Consider the following 21,729-nt stretch of genomic DNA (forward strand, 5'->3'; position numbering starts at 1 on the left):
TATTGCCTGTGCCGGCCCAATCGCGGGCAAGCCTTGCTCCTACAAGGGATTGGGTGTGATCAGGGATTGAGGCGGCAGCCCTGGCGTTCGCTTTGCCACTGGGCGCGGTGGCTGCGCCCCATGCCGCTGACGGTGATGGTTTTACTGGCGGGGTCATCGGTGAATGCGCTGGTTGGCAGCCATTGTTTTACGTAGCCACGGCAATACTTGGCATCGTTGTTCATCACGTAGCGGCACGAACAATATTCCTTGGCGGTGTAGGCGCTGATGATGTCCGGGAAGGCCCACAAATTTTCACGTTCGTAGACAATCCAGCCCAGCAGAAGAACTAGCAGCAACAGCAAAAAGCGCTTCATGGCCGCACCGCCTTCAGCACACGTTTGAGCAACTCGTTATGTCGGTAGCTGCCATCGCGATCATCGCCATAACGCACGATCACCAGTTTCTCGCTGGGAATCACATACAGCGCCTGCCCCCAATGGCCGAGGGCAGCGAAGGTATCGGGCGGCGCCTCGGGCCACGGAGACTCCGCGCCATCTACCGCTCGATTGAGCCACCACTGTCCGCCGGGCACGGCTTCGTCCTGATGGGCCTTGTAACCCTTGAAGGGTGTTTGGTTGAACGCCACCCAATCCTTGGGCAGCAACTGCTGGTCATCCCAGCGTCCATCACGAGCCATCAGCAGCCCGACCCGCGCCAGATCCCGCGCAGAGAGATAGGCGTAAGACGAGGCGACAAAGGTGCCGTTGGCATCGGTTTCCCACACGGCGTGACGAATGCCCAGAGGCTCAAACAAAGCAGCCCACGGATAGTCGGGATAGCGCTGCGGGCCAACGATGTTTTTCAGTGCGGCGGCGAGCAGATTGCTGTCGCCGCTGGAGTAACGGAACGCCTGCCCCGGCGTGGCATAACTGTCGTGCTCGGCAGTGAACGCGGCCATATCGCGATGACCACGGGTGTAGAGCATTGCCACCACCGAGGATTTCAGCGGCGCGTATTCGTAGTCTTCTTGCCAGTCGATGCCGGAGGCCCAGTGCAGCAGGTCGGCGATCTTTATCTCCGGGTGTTTAGCCAGTGACGGGTAGAACTTTGCAGCGGGATCTTCGAGTTTGAACAGGCCTTCGCCGTACGCCACACCGAGGACGGCGGCCAGCAGGCTTTTGCTGATCGACCAGGTCAGGTGTGGGGTTTGCGCGCTGGTTGGGCCGGCGTAGCGCTCGTAGATGATCTGGCCGTCGCGGATGATCAGCAGCGCATCGGTGCGGATGCCCTGGCGGGTGCTGTCATCGCGGGGTGGGAAGGCATAGGCTTCAAGGTCTTTAATCACCTTGATCTGAGGGCCGACCGGCCATTGCTCGCCGGGCCACTGCTCATTGGAGGCTTGAACCGTGAAGCTGATCAGCAGCAGAAACAGGAACAGGCCTTTGAACATGGTGAGGGCTCTAGGGGAGAACCTGCTGAGACTAGCCGCAGTAGATGACAGATGTGTGGTGATGTTGAGGCCGCCTTCGCGAGCAGGCTCGCTCCTACAGTTTGATCGCCTTTCAACTGAAGAAACTCGGTTAACTGTGGGAGCGAGCCTGCTCGCGAAGAGGCCGGTCAGGCCTGCGCCAAGGCCTTGGCTAGCCGCTTGGCCCTGGCCCCCGAAGCCAGTTGCATCACCGACTGATCGCGCTGCCACATCGCCGCCCACTCCGGATTGCCGCCGGCCAACACTTGATCGATCTCCGGTTTCAACGATTCAAACTGCGCAAACAACCCAGCCAACAACACATGCCCCGCCGGATTGTTTGGCGGTTGCCGACTGGCCTCGGCGCATCCGGCCAACAGCGCCAGCAAACGCAATTGCAGCGCCTGCGGCCAATCGCTGTCCTGCCCGACGCCATACAACCACGCCGTCATCGCGCTCAACACATAGACATCTTCAAGGGTGCGAAACGGCTTCACGTAAGCGTCCCAACCATCGCCGGCGAGCAACTCGCACAACGCGCCATCAAGGTGCAATCGACCATGACTGATGTCCGGCATCAACGGCAGTGCCGGCAGTTTTTCCACGGTGACACCGGGCTCGCCGGGATAGACCACGGCCAGACTCAAACGCGGCGTTGCACCGGGCTCTTCACTGCGCGCAGCAATCAACAACCAGTCCGCGGCATCGCCAGCGGTGACGAAATCCTTGCGGCCACTCAACCGTAAATCGGTCAACCGCGTGTGCATGTCGGCAGGTCGCAGACTGCGCTGTTCGGTCGCACACAACGCGCCAAGGCTCAGCGGCGCACTCGGCCACAACATGCGCAACGCCGCCTGATAACCGACCAGAAACGCCAAGCCCGGCGTCGCCATCCGCCGCCCACCCGCCACCGCCAACTCGAACGGCGTGACGCTGCCCAGTTGGTGCAACAACGTCGCAAAACCTTCGGCAAGGTCAGCGACGGCGGGCAATCGTTGGCGACTTTGCAGCAGATCTGGCCAGGGCATAAGAGGCTCCTCGTGGGCTGTCATATAAGCATCACCGAACGTTCATGGCGATGACACCGGGGCTACATAGCCTGACTTTGCACAACACGGCTGCATAAAGAAAGTCGATCGGCTGCAACCCACGACGGGTTAAAGGCCCGTACGGAGATTCACATGACTCAGATCGCCCGCATCAGCGACACCGGCAATGAACGCCGCCTGCAAGCCGAACGCCTGATCGGCGCCGAAGCCTTGCAGCAAGCCCAGGCTTTGCGATTCAACGTCTTCAGCGGCGAGTTCAACGCCAAGCTGAAGGGCGCGGAACTGGGTCTGGACATGGATGATTATGATGTTCACTGCAGCCATATTGGCGTGCGTGACTTGAACACTGGCCGCTTGGTAGCGACCACCCGTCTGCTCGATCACACCGCCGCCAGCAGCCTGGGCAAGTTCTACAGCGAAGAAGAATTCAGTTTGCATGGATTGGCGCATCTGCAAGGCCCGATCCTCGAAATCGGTCGTACCTGCGTCGATCCGGCCTACCGTAACGGCGGAACGATTGCGGTGCTGTGGGGCGAACTCGCCGAAGTGCTGAATCAGGGTGGCTACAGTTATTTGATGGGTTGCGCGAGCATTCCGATGCAAGACGGTGGCATTCAGGCCCACGCGATCATGCAGCGCCTGCGCGAACGTTATCTGTGCACCGAACACCTGCGCGCCGAGCCGAAAAAGCCGCTGCCGACGCTGGATATTCCCTCCAACGTCATCGCTGAAATGCCACCGCTGCTCAAGGCTTATATGCGCCTGGGCGCGAAGATCTGCGGCGAGCCATGCTGGGATGAAGACTTCCAGGTCGCCGACGTGTTCATCCTGCTCAAGCGCGACGAACTCTGCCCGCGTTACGCCAAGCACTTTAAGGCGGCCGTGTAATGAGCCGGCTGCGGGTGTACGCGCGAATCGCGCGAGTGCTGTTGGTGGTGTCGCTGGGATTGACCATGGCCAGCGTCTTCGGCGTATTTGAACGCATTGGCCTGGCACATTCGATGGAACGCCGTCAGCGCTGGTCGCGCTTCTTCATGGCGCGCCTGAGCAACGCCCTGCCCTTTAGAGTAAGCGTGCACGGCGAGCTGCCGAAACAGCCCATGCTGTGGGTCAGCAACCATGTGTCGTGGACTGATATTCCGCTGCTGGGCATGCTCACGCCGCTGTCGTTTCTGTCCAAGGCCGAAGTGCGCACCTGGCCGGTGGCCGGTTGGCTCGCGGCCAAGGCTGGCAGCTTGTTCATTCGTCGCGGTTCAGGCGACAGCCAGTTGATCCGCAAGCAGATGACCCGTCACCTGCAAACCGAACATGCGCTGCTGATGTTCCCGGAAGGCACCACCACCGACGGCCGTTCGCTGCGCACCTTTCATGGTCGCTTGCTGGCGGCGGCGATTGATTCCGAGGTGATGCTGCAACCGGTGGCGATTCGTTATCTGCGCGATGGCGAGATCGATACGCTGGCGCCGTTCATAGGTGACGATGACTTGTTGTCGCACCTGATGCGTCTGTTCAGCAATGATTGTGGCGATGTCGAAGTGCACCTGCTCAAGCCGATGGCCTGCCAGGGCCGCGAGCGCGCGGCGCTGGCGTTCGAGGCGCAGCAGGCGGTGCAGAAAGCGTTGTTTGGCGAAGTTGCGAAACCGGCCGAACCACGTCGCGCAGGCGCACTGATCGCCGCCTGAAAACACACATCTCCCCTGTGGGAGCGAGCCTGCTCGCGAAAGCGGTGTCTCAGCCAACATACATGCTGAACGAGACGCCGCCTTCGCGAGCAGGCTCGCTCCCACATTTAGATCTCTAGTGATTCGTGGTTTTGTGCGAAGTCCTGGAGTTGTGGGTAGAAGAGCCGGAAGTCTTCACTGAGCGGCTCATACAACCGCCGCAACTCGTGCATCGCCCCCGCCAGTTCCTCCGGTCGGCTCAACCGCCGCGAGATGCCGCGCAGCACCTGCTCCAGCACTTCAAACTCCTGGTACGAACCCAGCCAGTCATTGGCAACCATGTGCGGCGCAATCTTCGCCAGTCGCTCGGGCAACTGCCGTTCATGGGTCAGCACCCGATAAACGTCAGCGGTAAAGACCTCCAGCGGCTGATCGGCGTACATCCGCCAGTCCCGCGCCAGGCAATGGTCGAAAAACACATCGATGACGATCCCGGCGTAACGCCGCCGTGTCTCGGTAAATCGCCCCAATGCGATGTCCACCAACGGATGGCGATCGGTGAATACGTCAATCCGTCGATGCAGTTGAATGGCCGCTTCCACCTCCGGCGCAAACTGCCCTTGCAGCCGACCTTTGACGAAATCGCCATACAGGCTGCCGAGTAATTGACCGGGGCGCTGGCCACCGAGGTGCAAATGTGCGAGATAGTTCATGGGCGCAGCTTAGCACCGCGCCCTGCAATCCTCACACCATCATATCGTTATAACCCGATATACCGATTTGTTCTGCCGTCAGATCAAAATCATATTGGTATATCGCGAAATTCCGATTTAAAGTTCGCCTCATCGCGATATAGCGTTGTACACATCACGAGCACCCAGCCATGAACCTTGACCTCGACGAAATAATAAAAGCCCTGGCGCATCCAGTACGACGAGACATTCTCAACTGGTTGAAAGACCCCAAAGCCGAGTTTCCAGAACAGCTGCACAACCACGAGTACGGCATTTGTGCCGGACAGATCGACCAACGCTGCGGCCTGTCGCAGTCGACCGTTTCCGCGCATCTGGCGACGCTGCAACGCGCCGGCCTGATCAGCAGCCAGAAGGCGGGTCAGTGGCATTTTTTCAAACGTAACGAGGACGTGATTCAGGCGTTCCTCAGCACCCTCAGTAAAGAGCTCTGACCCTTAACGTCAGCCAGCCGACAAGGAACCCCGCATGCCCCTTTCGCTTCTCATACTCGCCTTGAGCGCTTTCGCCATCGGCACCACCGAATTCGTCATCATGGGCTTGCTGCCTGATGTGGCGGCCGACCTCGGTGTATCGATCCCCGGCGCTGGCTGGCTGGTGACCGGGTATGCCCTGGGCGTGGCCATCGGTGCGCCGTTCATGGCACTGGCCACCGCGAAGTTGCCGCGCAAGGCAGCACTGGTGGCATTGATGGGCATTTTCATTGTCGGCAACCTGCTCTGCGCACTGGCCAGTGATTACAACGTATTGATGATCGCCCGGGTAGTCACCGCGCTGTGCCACGGTGCCTTCTTCGGGATCGGTTCGGTGGTGGCGGCCAATCTGGTGCCAGCCAACAAACGTGCTTCGGCAGTGGCTTTGATGTTCACCGGTCTGACCCTGGCCAACGTTCTCGGCGTGCCACTGGGCACCGCGCTGGGTCAGGAAGCCGGCTGGCGTTCGACTTTCTGGGCGGTGACGGTCATTGGCGTGATCGCGCTGATCGGCCTGATCCGCTTCCTGCCGGCCAAGCGTGATGAGGAGAAACTCGACATGCGCGCCGAACTGGCGGCCCTCAAAGGCGCGGGGATCTGGTTGTCGCTGAGCATGACCGCGCTGTTCGCCGCGTCGATGTTCACTCTCTTTACCTACGTCGCACCGCTGCTCGGCGATGTCACTGGTGTTTCGCCAAAAGGCGTGACCTGGACCCTGCTGCTGATCGGCCTCGGCCTGACCGTCGGCAACATCATCGGCGGCAAACTGGCCGACAAGCGCCTCGGCGCCACACTGATCGGCGTTTTCGTGGCGATGGCGGTGGTGTCCACCGTGCTGAGCTGGACCAGCGTCGCGCTGATCCCGACTGAAATCACCCTGTTCCTCTGGGCCACCGCCTCGTTCGCCGCAGTGCCGGCACTGCAAATCAACGTCGTGACCTTCGGCAAAGCTGCGCCGAACCTGGTCTCGACCCTGAACATCGGCGCGTTCAACGTCGGCAACGCCCTCGGCGCCTGGGTCGGCGGCAGCGTCATCGCCCATGGCTTCGGCCTGACCAGTGTGCCGCTCGCAGCGGCGGCCCTCGCGGTGCTCGCCTTGCTGGTGACGCTGATTACTTTCCGTCAGAACGGCGATGCCGATCTGGCCCCTGCTACCAACTGATTAATTTTCACTTACGAGGGTTGTAGACATGGCAACTATTTTCGATCCGATCAAACTGGGCGACGTCGAGCTGGCCAACCGCATCATCATGGCGCCGCTGACCCGCTGCCGCGCTGACGAAGGACGCGTGCCAAACGCACTGATGGCCGAGTACTACGTACAACGTGCCTCTGCCGGCCTGATCCTCAGCGAAGCCACTTCGGTCACGCCAATGGGCGTCGGCTACCCGGACACCCCGGGCATCTGGTCCAACGATCAAGTGCGCGGCTGGTCCAACGTAACCAAAGCCATTCACGGCGCTGGCGGCAAGATCTTCCTGCAACTGTGGCACGTCGGCCGGGTTTCTCATCCGTCGTACCTGAACGGTGAAGCGCCGGTTGCGCCGAGCGCCATCCAGCCTAAAGGTCACGTCAGCCTGGTGCGTCCAATGGCCGACTACCCAACCCCGCGGGCACTGGAAACCGCTGAGATCGCCGACATCGTCGACGCCTACCGCACCGGTGCCGAGAACGCCAAAGCAGCCGGTTTCGACGGCGTGGAAATCCACGGCGCCAACGGTTACCTGCTCGACCAGTTCCTGCAAAGCAGCACCAACCAGCGCACCGACAACTACGGCGGCTCCCTGGAAAACCGTGCACGCCTGCTGCTGGAAGTGACTGACGCAGCGATCGAAGTCTGGGGCGCTGGCCGTGTTGGTGTGCACCTGGCACCGCGCGCCGACTCCCACGACATGGGCGATGACAACCTGGCGGAAACCTTCACCTACGTTGCTCGTGAGCTGGGCAAACGCGGCATCGCGTTCATCTGCTCCCGCGAGAAAGAAGGCGCTGACAGCCTCGGCCCACAATTGAAAGAAGCTTTCGGCGGCCCGTACATCGCCAACGAAAAATTCACCAAGGACAGCGCCAATGCATGGCTGGCCAGCGGCAAGGCTGACGCCGTCGCCTTCGGTGTGCCATTCATTGCCAACCCGGACCTGCCAGCTCGTTTGAAGGCGGATGCGCCGTTGAATGATGCGCGTCCGGAGCTGTTCTACGCGAAAGGCCCGGTCGGTTATATCGACTACCCGACGCTGTAAGCGCTATTCAGTACAAGGCAGCAGAAACGCAAAAGCCCCCGACTTGTGAGAGTCGGGGGCTTTTTTGTGTTCGTCTGGAGAGTGGTTGCGCGCTTTAGTGTGTAGCCCCTCATCGGAACGCCGCCCGCCCAGCCCTCTCCCGAGGGAGAGGGAGCCGATTTGTATAGTTTTCAAATTCGGAGTTCAACCGGATATTTCAGGTCGGCGTACTTCGAAAGAACACCTCGGTCAGTGCCCTCTCCCTCTGGGAGAGGGTTAGGGTGAGGGCAAGCGGCTCACACTCATTCACACAGACGACACAAATTCCCTACAAAATGCGTAGCTCGCTACGTATAAACTCCCGCACCGCGAACATATATAAAAGCAGGCCAATTGACATAAGCTGTGCCAATTACGCATTTTGTTTCATTTGCGCAGGCTGGGGCTCAGGCGCAGCATATCCAACCCTGTATCGACCCAACGCTCGGCCTCGGCATGCAGCTCAAAGCTGTCCGGCGCCAGAAGCCATCCATACAGAAGGCCATCGATATAAGCATGAATGCTGATGGCCGCACGGGCAGTGTCGAGATCTTCCGGCAACTGGCCGCGATTCACCGCATTACGCAGGGTCAGCCCGATACGCAGATTGCAATCGAGACTGGCCGCCCGGCGCTGCTGGCGCAGATCGCACATTTCATCGGTGAACTCGCACTTATGAAACAGAATTTCGTTGATACGCCGGGTTTTCGGGTCCAGCGCAACTTGATGAAACAAATGAATCAGCAATTTGCGCATGCAGCCCAACGGATTGAGTTCGTCCTCGCTCTCACTGGCCTTGGCCAGCTCATCCAGCGGCTCATGCAGGCTGTCGAGCATGGCCTGGACCAGATCGGCCTTGTTGCTGAAATGCCAATAGATAGCGCCCCGGGTGACACCGGCCATGGTCGCGATGTCCGCCAACGTCGTACGAGCGACGCCCCTTTCATAAAAGGCTTTCTCTGCCGCTTCCAGGATCTGGCTGCGAGTTTCTTGAGCTTCCTCTTTGGTACGACGGACCATGGCAGTAAAACCTCAAACAGGATGTTTCAGGGATGGCTGAATATCCGCTGAATAAAGAGGGGGCGATCTCTCGTGAATCGGTTCCCCGGCCTACAATTTCAAACCTTGCAACGACTTTTGTAACAGGGTGGGTACGAAGCCAAGGTATTTACAAACAACCATGAACGTAAGTATATTCCTTAGCAAGCTACTTATCCACCCGGCAGCATTTTTTTACCCTTCCACACTTCTTGTGCGCTTTTTGCGCGCCTGACCCGAGGATCTTCATGCAATTCAAGCCAGCTGTTACCGCTCTGGTCACTGCCGTCGCCCTGGCATCGCTGCTCAGCGGATGTAAAAAGGAAGAAGCGGCACCGGCCGCTCCGCCTCCTCAGGTCGGCGTCGTCACCCTGCAACCACAAGCCTTCACCCTCACGTCGGAACTGCCGGGTCGCACCAGTGCATTCCGCATCGCGGAAGTGCGACCACAGGTCAACGGCATCATCCTCAAGCGTCTGTTCAAGGAAGGCGGCGATGTCAAAGCCGGCCAACAGCTGTATCAGATCGATCCGTCGGTCTATGAAGCAACCCTGAAAAGCGCCGAAGCCAACCTGCGTTCGACCAAGTCGATCTCTGATCGCTACAAGCAACTGGTCGATGAACAGGCCGTGAGCCGTCAGGAATACGACACCGCCGTGTCCAACCGTCTGCAATCGGAAGCGTCCTTGCAGAGCGCGCAGATCAATGTCCGTTACACCAAGGTTTACGCGCCGATCTCCGGGCGCATTGGCCGTTCTTCGGTCACTGAAGGTGCCTTGGTCAGCAATGGCCAAACCGACGCCATGGCCGTGATCCAGCAGCTGGACCCGATCTACGTCGACGTGACGCAATCCTCGGTTGAGCTGCTGGAACTGCGCCGCGAGCTGGAAAGCGGCCGCCTGCAGAAATCCGGCGACAACTCGGCAGCGGTCAAGCTGACGCTGGAAGACGGCAGCCTGTACAAACTCGACGGTAAGCTGGAATTCTCCGAAGTGACGGTTGACCCGACTACCGGCTCGGTGACCCTGCGTGCGGTGTTCCCGAACCCGGATCACACCCTGCTGCCGGGCATGTTCGTCCGCGCCCAGTTGCAGGCAGGCGTCAACGCTGCCGCCATTCTGGCACCGCAGCAAGGCGTGACTCGCGACCTCAAAGGCACGCCGACCGCTCTGGTCGTCGGCGCCGACAACAAGGTCGAGCTGCGTCAGCTCAAGGCCAGCCGCACCGTCGGCAGCCAGTGGCTGATCGAAGACGGCTTGAAAGCGGGCGATCGTCTGATCACCGAAGGGCTGCAATACGTGCGCCCAGGTGTGCAGGTGAATCCGACCGAAGCCACCAACGTGGGCAAAAAGAACCCGGCCCCCGCTCAGGCAGCTGACAAAGCCGCTGGCGGCAAAGGGGAGTAACTCATGTCAAAATTCTTCATCGACCGTCCGATTTTCGCCTGGGTAATTGCCCTGGTGATCATGCTGGTCGGGGCACTTTCGATCCTGAAATTGCCGATCAACCAGTACCCGAGCATTGCGCCACCGGCCATTGCGATCTCCGTGACCTACCCGGGCGCTTCGGCGCAAACCGTGCAGGACACCGTGGTCCAGGTGATCGAGCAGCAGCTCAACGGTATCGACAACCTGCGTTATGTGTCCTCGGAAAGTAACTCCGACGGCAGCATGACCATCACCGCGACCTTCGAGCAAGGCACCAACTCCGACACCGCGCAGGTACAGGTTCAGAACAAGCTGAACCTGGCCACCCCGCTGTTGCCGCAGGAAGTGCAGCAACAAGGTATCCGTGTAACCAAGGCAGTGAAAAACTTCCTCCTAGTGATCGGCGTGGTGTCGCGCGACGGCAGCATGAACAAGGACGACCTGTCCAACTACATCGTGTCGAACATGCAGGATCCGATCTCGCGGACTGCCGGCGTCGGTGACTTCCAGGTCTTCGGTGCCCAGTACGCAATGCGTATCTGGCTCGACCCGGCCAAGTTGAACAAGTACAACCTGACCCCGTCTGACGTCAGCACCGCGATCTCGGCGCAGAACGTTCAAGTCTCGTCCGGTCAGCTCGGCGGTTTGCCGGCGCTGCCTGGCCAGCAACTGAACGCCACGATTATCGGCAAGACCCGTCTGCAGACTGCCGAGCAGTTCAAGGCGATTCTGCTGAAGGTCAACCAGGACGGTTCGCAAGTACGTGTCGGCGACGTCGCTGATGTCGGCCTGGGTGGTGAGAACTCGAGCATTTCCGCCCAGTTCAACGGCAGCCCGGCTTCCGGTCTGGCGGTAAAACTGGCCAACGGTGCCAACGCTCTCGACACCGCCAAAGCGCTGCGCAAGACGATTGACGACCTCAAGCCGTTCTTCCCGCAAGGCATGGAAGTGGTGTTCCCGTATGACACCACTCCGGTAGTGACCGAGTCGATCAAGGGTGTGGTTGAAACCCTGGTCGAAGCGATCGTGCTGGTGTTCCTGGTGATGTTCCTGTTCCTGCAGAACTTCCGCGCTACCGTCATCACCACGATGACCGTGCCGGTGGTATTGCTCGGTACATTCGGCATCCTCGCCGCCGCCGGTTTCAGCATCAACACCCTGACCATGTTCGGTATGGTGCTGGCCATCGGTTTGCTGGTGGACGACGCCATCGTCGTGGTGGAAAACGTCGAGCGGGTGATGGCCGAGGAAGGCCTGTCACCGAAGGAAGCGACCAAAAAGTCCATGGGCCAGATCCAGGGCGCACTGGTCGGTATCGCCCTTGTTCTGTCGGCGGTATTGCTGCCGATGGCGTTCTTCAGCGGCTCTACCGGTGTGATCTACAAGCAGTTCTCGATCACCATCGTCTCGGCCATGGCCCTGTCGGTACTGGTTGCACTGATCTTCACCCCGGCGCTGTGCGCCACCATGCTCAAGCCGATTGCGAAAGGTGAGCACGGCACGCCGAAAAAAGGTTTCTTCGGCTGGTTCAACCGTAACTTCGACCGCGGTGTCAGAAGCTATGAGCGCGGTGTTGGCAACATGCTGCAACGCAAGGCGCCGTATCTGCTGGCGTACTTGCTGATCGTCGTCGGCATGATCTGGCTGTTCACCCGCATTCCAACTGCATTCCTGCCGGAAGAAGACCAGGGCGTATTGTTCGCTCAGGTGCAAACCCCGGCCGGCTCCAGCGCCGAACGCACCCAAGTGGTGATCGACGAGATGCGTTCCTACCTGCTGGATAAAGAAGCGGGTGCCGTGTCCTCGGTGTTCACCGTGAACGGCTTCAACTTCGCCGGTCGTGGTCAGAGTTCGGGTCTGGCGTTCATCATGCTCAAACCGTGGGGCGAGCGTGACGCGGGTAACAGCGTGTTTGCCCTGGCGCAGCGTGCCCAGCAACACTTCTTCAGTTTCCGCGATGCGATGGTGTTTGCCTTCGCTCCGCCAGCCGTACTGGAGTTGGGTAACGCCACAGGTTTCGACGTGTTCCTGCAGGATCGTGCCGGTATCGGTCACGAAAAACTGATGGAAGCGCGTAACCAGTTCCTCGGTCTGGCAGCGCAGAGCAAAGTGCTCTATCAGGTGCGTCCGAACGGCCTGAACGACGAGCCGCAATACCATCTGGAAATCGATGACGAGAAAGCCCAGGCCCTTGGCTTGAGCCTCTCCGACATCAACAGCACGCTGTCGATCTCCTTCGGTAGTAGCTACGTCAACGACTTCATCGACCGTGGTCGGGTGAAGAAGGTTTACGTGCAAGGTCAGGCCGGTGCTCGCATGAGCCCTGAAGACTTGAAGAAGTGGTACGTGCGCAACAACGTCGGGACCATGGTGCCGTTCTCCGCCTTCGCCAAGGGCGAGTGGATCTACGGTTCGCCGAAACTGGCCCGTTATAACGGCGTGGAAGCGATGGAGGTGCTCGGTTCTCCGGCGCCGGGTTATTCCACCGGTGAAGCGATGGCCGAAGTCGAAGCGATTGCCAAGAAGTTGCCGGCCGGTGTCGGTATCTCCTGGACCGGTCTGTCCTACGAGGAACGTCTGTCCGGCTCGCAAGCGCCAGCGCTGTACGCCCTGTCGCTGCTGATGGTGTTCCTGTGTCTGGCGGCGTTGTATGAAAGCTGGTCGATTCCGATCGCGGTCATGCTCGTGGTGCCGCTGGGGATCATTGGTGCTCTGATGGCCACCAGCCTGCGCGGTCTGTCCAACGACGTGTACTTCCAGGTGGGCCTGTTGACGACCATCGGTCTGGCAGCTAAAAACGCCATTCTGATCGTCGAGTTCGCCAAGGAACTGCATGAACAGGGACGCAGCCTGCGTGACGCGGCGATCGAAGCCTGCCGCATGCGTCTGCGACCGATCATCATGACGTCGCTGGCCTTCGTCCTCGGTGTTGTACCGTTGGCGATCTCCACCGGCGCCGGTTCGGGCAGTCAACATGCGATCGGTACGGGCGTGATTGGCGGTATGCTCACAGCCACGATCCTGGCGATCTTCTGGGTCCCACTGTTCTTCGTCACGGTTTCGTCCATCGGTCAGCGCAAGAATGCCGACCAGGAAGGCGACACTAAAGAAACTCCTAAAGAGGCTGGCCAATGAGCAAGTCGCTACTCTCCATCGCAGTCGCCGCCTTCGTGCTGAGCGGTTGCTCGCTGATACCTGATTATCAGCAGCCTGAGGCTCCGGTCGCAGGCCAGTACCCGCAGGGGCCGGCGTACTCGCCGGCCCAGGCACCGGCGCAGGCCGCTGCCGAGCAGGGCTGGAAGCAGTTTTTCCATGACCCGGCCCTGCAACAGCTGATCCAGGTTTCGCTGGAAAACAACCGCGACCTGCGTGTCGCGGCGCTGAACATCGACGCTTACGCGGCTCAATACCGCATCCAGCGTGCCGACCTGTTCCCGGCGGTTTCGGCCAATGCCAGCGGCAGCCGTCAGCGGGTTCCGGCGCGTGCCTCGCAGACCGGTGAAGCGGGCATCACCAGCTCCTACTCCGCGACTGTCGGCATCAGCGCCTACGAACTCGACCTGTTCGGTCGGGTTCGCAGCCTGAGCGAACAAGCGTTGCAACAATACTTCGCCACGGAAGAAGCCCGTCGCAGCACCCAGATCAGTCTGGTCGCCAGCGTCGCCAATGCTTATCTGACCTGGCAAGCGGACAAGGAACTGCTCAAGCTGACTCAAGACACCCTCGGTGCCTTTGAAGAAAGCTACAAGCTGACCAGCCGCAGCAACGAAGTCGGTGTCGCCTCGGCACTGGATCTGGCGCAGTCGCGTACGTCGGTGGAAAACGCCCGTGCACAACTGGCCAAGTACACCCGCCAGGTGGCTCAGGACGAAAACAGCCTGACCCTGCTGCTCGGCACCGGTATCCCGGCCAACCTGCAAGCGGCCAAACCGCTGGCTGACGACCTGCTCAGCGACGTGCCGGCCGGTCTGCCATCGGACCTGCTGCAGCGTCGTCCGGACATCCTCCAGGCCGAGTACAACCTGAAAGCCGCCAATGCCAACATCGGTGCGGCGCGTGCAGCGTTCTTCCCGAGCATCAGCCTGACCGCCAACGCGGGTAGCTTGAGCCCGGACCTGTCCGGCCTGTTCAAGGGTGGTTCGGGGACATGGCTGTTCTCGCCGCAGATCAACCTGCCGATCTTCAACGCCGGCAGCCTGCGCGCCAGCCTCGACGCGGCGAAGATCCAGAAAGACATTGATGTGGCGAACTACGAGAAGTCCATTCAAACGGCCTTCCAGGAAGTCGCCGACGGCCTCGCCGCGCGTCAGACCTACACCGAGCAGCTGCAAGCGCAACGTGACTTCGTGCAGGCCAACCAGGATTACTACCGCCTGGCCGAGCGTCGTTACCGCATCGGTGTCGACAGCAACCTGACCTTCCTCGATGCCCAGCGTCAGTTGTTCAGCGCCCAACAAGCGCTGATCACCGACCGCCTCGCGCAGCTGACCAGTGCGGTCAACCTGTACAAGGCATTGGGTGGCGGCTGGAATGCGCAAACCGCGCAGAACGAACCGCTGAAAGAAGAAGCACCGAAGATGAAGCTGTTCTGATCATCATCTGCTGAATACAAGGAGCCCACCGATTGGTGGGCTTTTTGTTGCCTGTCAGAAAGTAGTGTTGTCTGGTCTGCCCCCTTCGCGAGCAGGCTCGCTCCCACAGGGGAACGCATTCCAAATGTGGGAGCGAGCCTGCTCGCGAAAGGGTCCTGAAACTCACCACAAAACCCGGTTCAATCTTGCGTTCGATAATCGCCCAGAACCCGCGTTTCCCAATTGAATCCGAACATCCGCGCCCCGCACCATTCGATCCACAAAACCAATAACAACAGGTTCGTCACCATGCTCTCGCGCCCTGCTCCGTCCGGCTGATCGCCGCCGCTCCGCCCCCTGAATCCATCGTATTTCTGCACCGCTGAAAACGGCCGCAGCGCCGCCGTTCGCCCTAAAAAAACAAGAGAGACTCCAGCTATGACCACCTCCCCCGCGCCTTACGCATTTCCCGGGCTGATCGCCCTGGCCCTTGCCGGCATCGCGCTGCCCGCTGCGGCCGAAGAAGCCGGTTTTATCGAAGGGGCCAAGGTCAACCTGAACCTGCGCAACTTTTACATCAACCGTAACTTCACCAACCCGACCAAGGCTCAGGGCAAGGCTGAAGAGTGGACGCAGAGCTTCATCCTCGACGCTAAGTCCGGTTTCACCCAAGGCACCGTCGGCTTCGGCATGGACGTGCTGGGTTTGTACTCGGTGAAGCTCGATGGCGGTAAAGGCACGGGCGGCACGCAATTGTTGCCGCTGGATCACGACGGTCGTCCGGCGGACAACTTCGGCCGCATCAACGTCGCCTTTAAAGCCAAGCTCTCGCAGACCGAAGTGAAGGTCGGCGAATGGATGCCGGTGTTGCCGATCCTGCGTTCGGACGACGGTCGTTCACTGCCGCAAACCTTCCGTGGCGGGCAGATCACCTCGAAGGAAATCGATGGCCTGACCCTCTACGGCGGCCAGTTCCGCGCCAACAGCCCGCGCGACGACAGCAGCATGAGCGACATGTCGATGTTCGGCAAAGCGGCGTTCACGTCCGATCGCTTCAATTTCCAGGGCGGCGAATATGTGTTCAACGAGAAACGCACACAAATCGGTGTGTGGAATGCCGAACTCAAGGACATCTACAGCCAGCAATACGTCAACCTGATCCACAGTCAGCCAATCGGCGACTGGACGTTAGGCGCCAACCTCGGTTTTTTCTACGGCAAGGATGACGGCAGCGCCCGTGCCGGCGATCTCGACAACAAGACCTGGTCGGGCCTGCTCTCCGCCAAATACGGCGGCAACACCTTCTACGTCGGCCTGCAGAAACTCACTGGCGACAGTGCGTGGATGCGCGTCAACGGCACCAGCGGCGGCACCTTGGCCAACGACAGCTACAACGCCAGTTATGACAATGCCCAAGAACGTTCCTGGCAACTGCGTCACGACTACAACTTCGCCGCCCTCGGCGTTCCCGGCCTGACCCTGATGAACCGCTATATCAGCGGCGACAATGTGCACACCGGGACCATCACCGACGGCAAGGAATGGGGCCGCGAATCGGAACTGGGCTACACCGTGCAGAGCGGCACGCTCAAGGACCTCAACGTCAGATGGCGCAACTCGACCATGCGCCGGGATTTCAGCAACAACGAGTTCGATGAAAACCGCTTGATCGTCAGCTACCCGATCAGCCTCCTGTAAACCCCCCTTCACCCCTGATGGCGCTCGGTCGGCGAAGGCCTGCATTTGATCGAAGTGATCCCTGCGTATCTGTAGGAACTGCCGCAGGCTGCGATCTTTTGATCTTGAAACAACGTCAAAAGATCGCAGCCTGCGGCGGCTCCTACAGGGGAACCGTGCCATTTGTCAGGAGAAGTGGCACTTTGCCGGCCGGCGAGTAAAGTGACCAAACCTGAAGGACTCAGGTGAATAACCTTCCCGCTTCCGTTAGTTGATGTCGGTCCCCCAGTTGTGAGCCAGGTTGTCATCGGAAGACACCGTTGATCAGCAGAGGACCGCCTCATGATCGCCCGACTTACCGTCACACCCGACTGGAACGCCAAAGCGTACCAGCAGTTTTCCCGCCTCAGGCAACGCCCGGTCACCGAACTGCTCGACCGCGTCAACCTGCGAAACCCCAAACACATTTATGACCTCGGTTGCGGCACCGGCATTGCCACGCAACTGTTGGCCAAACGTTGGCCACGTGCGCAGTTGCTGGGCGTCGACAGTTCCGCGCAAATGCTCGAAGTGGCGCGGTGCCTGCCGATCAAAGCTTTGTGGCAGCAGTGCGACCTGCTCGACTGGCAGCCCGAAAAACCGGCAGACCTGCTGCTTGCCGCCGCCGTGCTGCACTTCATCGATGGTCATCAAACGTTGCTGCCCAAGCTGCTCGGTCAATTGAATACCGGCGGCTGCCTGGCTGCGCACATGCCAGATTGGCGTGATGCGTTGTGGTATCGATTGATGCTCGACACCCTCGAAGACGGCGGCCCCGGCGGCACACCATTGGGAACGCCTGAACTGCGCCAGCGCATGGCAGCGCAGCCGTTATTGGCGCTGGAGGATTACTACCGTTTGCTCGCACCGTTAACCACTTCGCTGGATATCTGGGAGACCGAGCAGTTGCAAGTGGTCGACGGCAAATCGCCGGTGTATGACTGGGTAAAAGTGTCGGCACTGCGACCGGTGATGCAGGCGCTGGATTCAGCGGAGCAGGCGCGGTTTATCTATCACTATCTGATGCGAGTGCATAAGCATTATCCGCAGGAGGCGAATGGGCATACGCTGTTTGCGTTCAAGCGGATATTTATTGTCGCCACGGTTTGATCGTCGCATCCACTACCGCTTTCGCGAGCAGGCTCGCTCCCACAGGAGAAATGCATTCCCATGTGGGAGCGAGCCTGCTCGCGAAGACGTCAGAAGGGGCAACCACTATTCCCGGGATTCGGTACCCAACTCATCCCACACCGATTCCGCCAGATGAAACGTCGCATTCGCTGCCGGAATCCCGCAGTAAATCGCGCTCTGCATGATCACTTCCTTGATCTCGCCCCGGCTCACTCCATTATTGGCCGCCGCGCGCAAATGCAGTTTCAACTCGCCTTCGCGGTTCATGCCGATCAGCATGGCGATCGTAATCAAACTGCGTGTGTGCCGAGGCAAGCCCGGACGTGTCCAGATATCACCCCAGGCATGCCGGGTGATCATCTCCTGAAACTCCGAGTTGAACTCGGTCAGCGTGGTCAGGCTGCGGTCAACATGCGCATCGCCCAACACCGCGCGGCGAACCTGCATGCCGTCGTCGTAACGTTGTTTCTCATCCACAAAAACTTCCTCACTCAGCCTGCAAAAACGCCAACACACGATCACTGAAATCGGCACCGGCCTGCACGTTGGACAGATGCGCCGCATAGAACTCGGCGTACTCGGCGCCGCGTACATGCTCCTGAATAAAGTGCCCACCGGACGGCGGGGTCACCGCATCTTCGGTGCCGGCAATCACCAGCAACGGTACATTGATCGATGCCAGTTGATCGCGGAAATCGGCATCACGCACCGCCGCACAATTAGCTGCGTAACCTTCAGGCGAAGTGGCCGCGAGCATGTCGGTGATCTGCGTGGCCGCTGCCGGATGGGCCGCGGAAAAATCGGGGGTAAACCAACGGGCAACCGATGCATCACGCAAGGCAACCATCGCCGCCGCGCCATCGCGCAGCACGGTTTCGATGCGTGGATTCCACACCGACGGATCGCCGATTTTTGCTGCTGTGTTGCAGACGATCAGTTTATGCAGACGATGGCCGGCGTTGATCCCCAGCCACTGACCGATCAATCCGCCCATCGACAACCCGCAGAAATGCGCGCGCTCAATGTGCAATGCATCCAGCAAACCGAGCACGTCATGACCCAGTTGCTCGATGCTGTACGGTCCCGGCGTCACCAACGATTGGCCATGGCCACGAGTGTCGAAACGCAGCACCCGAAAATGCTCGGTAAACGCCGGTATCTGCGCGTCCCACATGTGCAAGTCAGTGCCCAACGAGTTGGACAGCACCAGCACCGGTGCATCGACCGGGCCTTCAATTTTATAGTGCAGTTCGCCATCGGCGAGTTGAACGAAAGCCACAGCCCTCTCCTTTCAGTCAGACAATGCGTTGTGTTCGGCTACCGCGCGCTCGACCCAGACTTGCGCCTGTCCGAGGTAATGGGCGGGATTCAACAGGTGATCCAGTTCAGCGTTGCTCAGTTCGGCCGTCACCGCCGGCTCGTCACCGAGCACGTCGCGCAAATGGCGCTGCTCGGCCACCGCACGCTTGCAGCATTGTTCGAGCAAGTGGTGCGCGGTGTCGCGGCCAACCCGTTGCGCGAGCACGATGCTCACGGCTTCAGCCAGCACCAGCCCTTGAGTCAACCCAAGGTTGCGTGCCATGCGCGCGGCATCGACTTCGAGACCGTCAGCCAGCAACCGTGCCTGTTGCAGCGAGCCCGACACCAGGCAGCAAATCTCCGGCAAGGTTTCCCACTCGGCATGCCACAGACCGAGGCTGCGCTCGTGCTCCTGCGGCATCGCGCTGAACAGCGTCGAAACCAGCCCGGGAACCCGTGTCGCTGCGCCGATCAATACCGCCGCGCCCACCGGATTGCGTTTGTGCGGCATGGTCGAAGAACCGCCCTTGCCCGGCGCTGAAGGCTCGAAAACCTCGGCCGCTTCGGTCTGCATCAACAGGCTGATATCACGGCCGACTTTGCCGAGGCTGCCGGCGATCAAACCGAGCACCGCGCCGAACTCCACCACACGATCGCGCTGGGTGTGCCACGGTTGTTCCGGCAACGTCAGTTGCAGTTCTTCAGCCAACGCTTGAGCAATCGGCAACGCCTGTTCGCCAAGTGCCGCGAGGGTGCCGGAAGCACCGCCGAATTGCAGCACCAGCAGGCGCGGCTTGAGTTCACGCAGGCGCTGGCGGCTGCGCGTCACAGCGCCAAGCCAACCGGCGATTTTCATGCCGAGGGTCACCGGCGTCGCGTGCTGCAACCAGGTACGCCCGGCCAGCGGCGTTGCTGCATAGCGTTGTGCCTGGGTGGCGAGGGAATCGGCCAACTGCGCCAAGTCACCTTCAATCAGCTCCAGCGCCTGACGCAATTGCAGCACCAGGCCGGAATCCATCACGTCCTGACTGGTCGCGCCCAAATGCACATAGCGCTCTGCCTCGGCATCCGTTGCGGCAATCTGCTTGCCCAATGCCTTGACCAGTGGAATCGCCGAATTACCGGCCGTGGCAATCGCCTCGCCGAGCGCGGCGAAGTCATACAAACCAGCGCTGCACGCAGCAGCAATCGGTGCAACCGCTGAGGAAGGGATCAACCCGACTCGCGCTTCGGCCCGGGCCAGCGCCGCTTCGAAATCGAGCATGGCCTGCACGCGGCCCTGATCACAGAACACTTCGCGCATATCGCGGGCAGTGAAATAGGCATCGAACAATTGATTGCCCGGTCGCTGAGTCATAAAAGTCCTTGCCGGCGCGGGCCATGACGGCCCGCGCGCATCGGGTTAGAGATCGTGGTGCAAGTACGCCGCCTGCTTCGGCAAGCGCAGGCTGAACAGGAAGGCGATCGCCATCATCACCGTAACGTACCAGTAGAAGGAGTTTTCCATGCCGATGTTCTTCAGGCTCAGGGCGACGAATTCTGCCGAACCCCCGAAGATCGCATTCGCCACCGCGTACGCCAGGCCGACGCCAAGTGCGCGCACCTCAGGCGGGAACATTTCGGCTTTCACCAGGCCACTGATCGAGGTGTAAAAACTGACGATTGCCAGCGCCACGGTGATCAGCACAAACGCGAGGAATGGACTGCTGACGCTTTTCAGACTCAACAAAATCGGCACGGTGAACAGCGTACCGAGGGCGCCAAACCACAGCATCGAGTTACGTCGGCCAATCTTGTCGGCGAGCATGCCGAACAGCGGTTGCATGCACATATAAAGGAACAGCGCGCCGGTCATGATGTAGCTGGCAGTCTTGGCGTGCATGCCGGCAGTGTTCACCAGGTACTTCTGCATGTAGGTGGTGAAGGTGTAGAAAATCAGCGAGCCACCGGCGGTGTAACCGAGCACGGTGATAAACGCGGCTTTGTGATCGCGGAACAGCGCCCCGATGCTGCCGGCGTCCTTGTGATCACGGGTTTCCTTGTTGGTGGTTTCTTTCAAGCTGCGACGCAGGAACAGCGAAATCAACGCGGCCACCGCACCGACCACAAACGGGATGCGCCAGCCGTAGGCACGCAAATCATCTTCAGTGAGGAACTGCTGCAGGATCACCACCAGCGACACCGCCAGCAGTTGCCCGCCGATCAACGTCACGTACTGGAACGAGGCGAAGAATCCGCGCTGGCCCTTGAGGGCGACTTCGCTCATGTAGGTGGCGGTGGTGCCGTACTCGCCGCCGACCGACAGGCCTTGCAGCAAGCGAGCGAATAACAGCAGCAAGGGCGCCCAAACGCCGATGGTGTTGTAGGTCGGCAGACAAGCGATCAGCAGCGAGCCGAAACACATCATCAGAATCGAGATGAGCATCGATTTCTTGCGCCCGTGCTTGTCGGCGAGCCGGCCGAAAATCCACCCGCCAATCGGCCGCATCAGGAAGCCGGCGGCGAACACGCCAGCGGTGTTGACCAACTGCACCGTGGGGTTATCAGAAGGGAAAAACGCCGGGGCGAAATAGATCGCGCAAAAGGCGTAGACGTAGAAGTCGAACCATTCAACGAGGTTGCCGGACGAGGCGCCGACAATGGCAAAGATGCGCTTGCTGCGCTCTTCACCGGTGTAATGGGAGGTGGTGGTTGTCATTGTTTTTCACTCGATAGGGACAGTGAGAGTCTAGACATACTTTGCAACAGTCCCGTTCCACATTGGATCATCACCCAGCTCATGACCAGCCTTTGTGGCGAGGGGATTTATCCCCATTGGGCAGCGAAGCGGCCCCAAACCATTCAGCGCGTTATTTCAGGTAAACCGCGTGTATATGATTTGCGTGTGCTTCGCACTCGAACGGG

General features: G+C 60.0%; 19 protein-coding genes. 10 read left to right on the forward strand and 9 right to left on the reverse strand.

Annotation, left to right across the window (positions count from 1 at the left end; all coding sequences use genetic code 11):
• Nucleotides 1-59 precede the first annotated feature (59 nt).
• The 3 genes from JFT81_RS13115 to JFT81_RS13125 all read right to left on the reverse strand — a co-directional run bounded on the left by JFT81_RS13115 (nt 60) and on the right by JFT81_RS13125 (nt 2,478).
• Complete coding sequence (locus JFT81_RS13115) at nt 60-356, reverse strand: amidase (RefSeq protein WP_201227635.1); 297 nt, start codon at nt 354-356, stop codon at nt 60-62.
• Nucleotides 353-1,432 carry a serine hydrolase gene (locus tag JFT81_RS13120; RefSeq protein ID WP_201227636.1) on the reverse strand — a complete coding sequence of 360 codons (1,080 nt, stop codon included), beginning with the start codon at nt 1,430-1,432 and terminating at the stop codon, nt 353-355. Before JFT81_RS13120 ends, JFT81_RS13115 begins: the two co-directional genes overlap by 4 nt.
• A 167-nt stretch (nt 1,433-1,599) precedes the next feature.
• Nucleotides 1,600-2,478, reverse strand: a complete 879-nt coding sequence (locus JFT81_RS13125; RefSeq protein ID WP_201227637.1) for an acyl-CoA dehydrogenase family protein — start codon at nt 2,476-2,478, stop codon at nt 1,600-1,602.
• 153 nt (nt 2,479-2,631) lie between these two features.
• Between JFT81_RS13125 and olsB the strand changes: the two genes are divergently transcribed.
• Both olsB and JFT81_RS13135 read left to right on the forward strand, forming a co-directional pair.
• Nucleotides 2,632-3,387, forward strand: coding sequence for an L-ornithine N(alpha)-acyltransferase (gene olsB / locus JFT81_RS13130; RefSeq protein WP_141129409.1), 756 nt, complete (start codon nt 2,632-2,634; stop codon nt 3,385-3,387).
• On the forward strand, nt 3,387-4,181 hold the full coding sequence (locus tag JFT81_RS13135) for a lysophospholipid acyltransferase family protein (protein WP_201227638.1): 795 nt from the start codon (nt 3,387-3,389) through the stop codon (nt 4,179-4,181). The genes olsB and JFT81_RS13135 overlap by 1 nt, the downstream gene beginning before the upstream one ends.
• A gap of 107 nt (nt 4,182-4,288) precedes the next feature.
• On the opposite strand, the gene JFT81_RS13140 is transcribed toward JFT81_RS13135, so the two are convergent.
• A complete protein-coding gene (locus JFT81_RS13140) occupies nt 4,289-4,873 on the reverse strand; it encodes an ACP phosphodiesterase (RefSeq protein ID WP_201227639.1) in 585 nt (194 codons plus the stop codon).
• 170 nt (nt 4,874-5,043) lie between these two features.
• Here JFT81_RS13140 and JFT81_RS13145 point away from each other — a divergent pair, with 170 nt between their 5' ends.
• From JFT81_RS13145 to JFT81_RS13155, 3 genes are read left to right on the forward strand one after another with little or no spacing between them, the layout of a single operon-like run.
• The gene (locus JFT81_RS13145) at nt 5,044-5,346 is read left to right on the forward strand and encodes a metalloregulator ArsR/SmtB family transcription factor (RefSeq protein WP_008080109.1); all 303 of its coding nucleotides are present in this window, start codon (nt 5,044-5,046) and stop codon (nt 5,344-5,346) included.
• 34 nt (nt 5,347-5,380) lie between these two features.
• On the forward strand, nt 5,381-6,547 hold the full coding sequence (locus tag JFT81_RS13150) for an MFS transporter (RefSeq protein ID WP_201227640.1): 1,167 nt from the start codon (nt 5,381-5,383) through the stop codon (nt 6,545-6,547).
• 28 nt (nt 6,548-6,575) lie between these two features.
• Nucleotides 6,576-7,625, forward strand: coding sequence for an alkene reductase (locus tag JFT81_RS13155; RefSeq protein WP_201149686.1), 1,050 nt, complete (start codon nt 6,576-6,578; stop codon nt 7,623-7,625).
• Nucleotides 7,626-8,030: 405 nt separating this feature from the next.
• Here JFT81_RS13155 and emhR read toward each other — a convergent pair whose 3' ends face one another.
• The gene (gene emhR, locus JFT81_RS13160) at nt 8,031-8,663 is read right to left on the reverse strand and encodes an efflux system transcriptional repressor EmhR (RefSeq protein WP_201227641.1); all 633 of its coding nucleotides are present in this window, start codon (nt 8,661-8,663) and stop codon (nt 8,031-8,033) included.
• A 266-nt stretch (nt 8,664-8,929) separates the two neighbouring features.
• Here emhR and emhA point away from each other — a divergent pair, with 266 nt between their 5' ends.
• From emhA to JFT81_RS13185, 5 genes are all read left to right on the forward strand, one after another.
• A complete protein-coding gene (gene emhA, locus JFT81_RS13165) occupies nt 8,930-10,087 on the forward strand; it encodes an efflux RND transporter periplasmic adaptor subunit EmhA (RefSeq protein ID WP_201227642.1) in 1,158 nt (385 codons plus the stop codon).
• Nucleotides 10,088-10,090: 3 nt separating this feature from the next.
• Nucleotides 10,091-13,243 (forward strand): efflux RND transporter permease subunit EmhB, encoded by a 3,153-nt coding sequence (gene emhB, locus JFT81_RS13170; RefSeq protein WP_201227643.1) that lies wholly within the window; start codon nt 10,091-10,093, stop codon nt 13,241-13,243.
• Nucleotides 13,240-14,700 (forward strand): efflux RND transporter outer membrane subunit EmhC, encoded by a 1,461-nt coding sequence (emhC, locus tag JFT81_RS13175; protein ID WP_201227644.1) that lies wholly within the window; start codon nt 13,240-13,242, stop codon nt 14,698-14,700. Before emhB ends, emhC begins: the two co-directional genes overlap by 4 nt.
• 417 nt (nt 14,701-15,117) lie before the next feature.
• Nucleotides 15,118-16,377, forward strand: coding sequence for an OprD family porin (locus JFT81_RS13180; RefSeq protein WP_201227645.1), 1,260 nt, complete (start codon nt 15,118-15,120; stop codon nt 16,375-16,377).
• Nucleotides 16,378-16,698: 321 nt separating this feature from the next.
• Nucleotides 16,699-17,505 (forward strand): methyltransferase domain-containing protein, encoded by an 807-nt coding sequence (locus JFT81_RS13185; RefSeq protein WP_201227646.1) that lies wholly within the window; start codon nt 16,699-16,701, stop codon nt 17,503-17,505.
• Between the two features lie 105 nt (nt 17,506-17,610).
• Here JFT81_RS13185 and pcaC read toward each other — a convergent pair whose 3' ends face one another.
• From pcaC to JFT81_RS13205, 4 genes are read right to left on the reverse strand one after another with little or no spacing between them, the layout of a single operon-like run.
• Entirely contained in the window at nt 17,611-18,003 is a 393-nt protein-coding gene (pcaC, locus tag JFT81_RS13190; RefSeq protein WP_011332825.1) for a 4-carboxymuconolactone decarboxylase, read from the reverse strand.
• 10 nt (nt 18,004-18,013) lie between these two features.
• Nucleotides 18,014-18,805, reverse strand: a complete 792-nt coding sequence (gene pcaD, locus JFT81_RS13195) for a 3-oxoadipate enol-lactonase (protein WP_201227647.1) — start codon at nt 18,803-18,805, stop codon at nt 18,014-18,016.
• 12 nt (nt 18,806-18,817) lie between these two features.
• Nucleotides 18,818-20,182 carry a 3-carboxy-cis,cis-muconate cycloisomerase gene (locus JFT81_RS13200; RefSeq protein WP_201227648.1) on the reverse strand — a complete coding sequence of 455 codons (1,365 nt, stop codon included), beginning with the start codon at nt 20,180-20,182 and terminating at the stop codon, nt 18,818-18,820.
• A 45-nt stretch (nt 20,183-20,227) separates the two neighbouring features.
• Complete coding sequence (locus tag JFT81_RS13205) at nt 20,228-21,523, reverse strand: MFS family transporter (protein ID WP_201227649.1); 1,296 nt, start codon at nt 21,521-21,523, stop codon at nt 20,228-20,230.
• Nucleotides 21,524-21,729: the final 206 nt, after the last annotated feature.

The organism is Pseudomonas sp. TH43 (assembly GCF_016650635.1).
Classification (GTDB): domain Bacteria; phylum Pseudomonadota; class Gammaproteobacteria; order Pseudomonadales; family Pseudomonadaceae; genus Aquipseudomonas.

Excerpts from the sequence above, each read along its gene's own strand:
- JFT81_RS13115 (WP_201227635.1), bottom strand. The coding sequence starts at position 356 with ATGAAGCGCTTTTTGCTGTTGCTGCTAGTTCTTCTGCTGGGCTGGATT.
- JFT81_RS13120 (WP_201227636.1), bottom strand. The coding sequence starts at position 1,432 with ATGTTCAAAGGCCTGTTCCTGTTTCTGCTGCTGATCAGCTTCACGGTT.
- JFT81_RS13125 (WP_201227637.1), bottom strand. The coding sequence starts at position 2,478 with ATGCCCTGGCCAGATCTGCTGCAAAGTCGCCAACGATTGCCCGCCGTC.
- olsB (WP_141129409.1), top strand. The coding sequence starts at position 2,632 with ATGACTCAGATCGCCCGCATCAGCGACACCGGCAATGAACGCCGCCTG.
- JFT81_RS13135 (WP_201227638.1), top strand. The coding sequence starts at position 3,387 with ATGAGCCGGCTGCGGGTGTACGCGCGAATCGCGCGAGTGCTGTTGGTG.
- JFT81_RS13140 (WP_201227639.1), bottom strand. The coding sequence starts at position 4,873 with ATGAACTATCTCGCACATTTGCACCTCGGTGGCCAGCGCCCCGGTCAA.
- JFT81_RS13145 (WP_008080109.1), top strand. The coding sequence starts at position 5,044 with ATGAACCTTGACCTCGACGAAATAATAAAAGCCCTGGCGCATCCAGTA.
- JFT81_RS13150 (WP_201227640.1), top strand. The coding sequence starts at position 5,381 with ATGCCCCTTTCGCTTCTCATACTCGCCTTGAGCGCTTTCGCCATCGGC.
- JFT81_RS13155 (WP_201149686.1), top strand. The coding sequence starts at position 6,576 with ATGGCAACTATTTTCGATCCGATCAAACTGGGCGACGTCGAGCTGGCC.
- emhR (WP_201227641.1), bottom strand. The coding sequence starts at position 8,663 with ATGGTCCGTCGTACCAAAGAGGAAGCTCAAGAAACTCGCAGCCAGATC.
- emhA (WP_201227642.1), top strand. The coding sequence starts at position 8,930 with ATGCAATTCAAGCCAGCTGTTACCGCTCTGGTCACTGCCGTCGCCCTG.
- emhB (WP_201227643.1), top strand. The coding sequence starts at position 10,091 with ATGTCAAAATTCTTCATCGACCGTCCGATTTTCGCCTGGGTAATTGCC.
- emhC (WP_201227644.1), top strand. The coding sequence starts at position 13,240 with ATGAGCAAGTCGCTACTCTCCATCGCAGTCGCCGCCTTCGTGCTGAGC.
- JFT81_RS13180 (WP_201227645.1), top strand. The coding sequence starts at position 15,118 with ATGACCACCTCCCCCGCGCCTTACGCATTTCCCGGGCTGATCGCCCTG.
- JFT81_RS13185 (WP_201227646.1), top strand. The coding sequence starts at position 16,699 with ATGATCGCCCGACTTACCGTCACACCCGACTGGAACGCCAAAGCGTAC.
- JFT81_RS13200 (WP_201227648.1), bottom strand. The coding sequence starts at position 20,182 with ATGACTCAGCGACCGGGCAATCAATTGTTCGATGCCTATTTCACTGCC.
- JFT81_RS13205 (WP_201227649.1), bottom strand. The coding sequence starts at position 21,523 with ATGACAACCACCACCTCCCATTACACCGGTGAAGAGCGCAGCAAGCGC.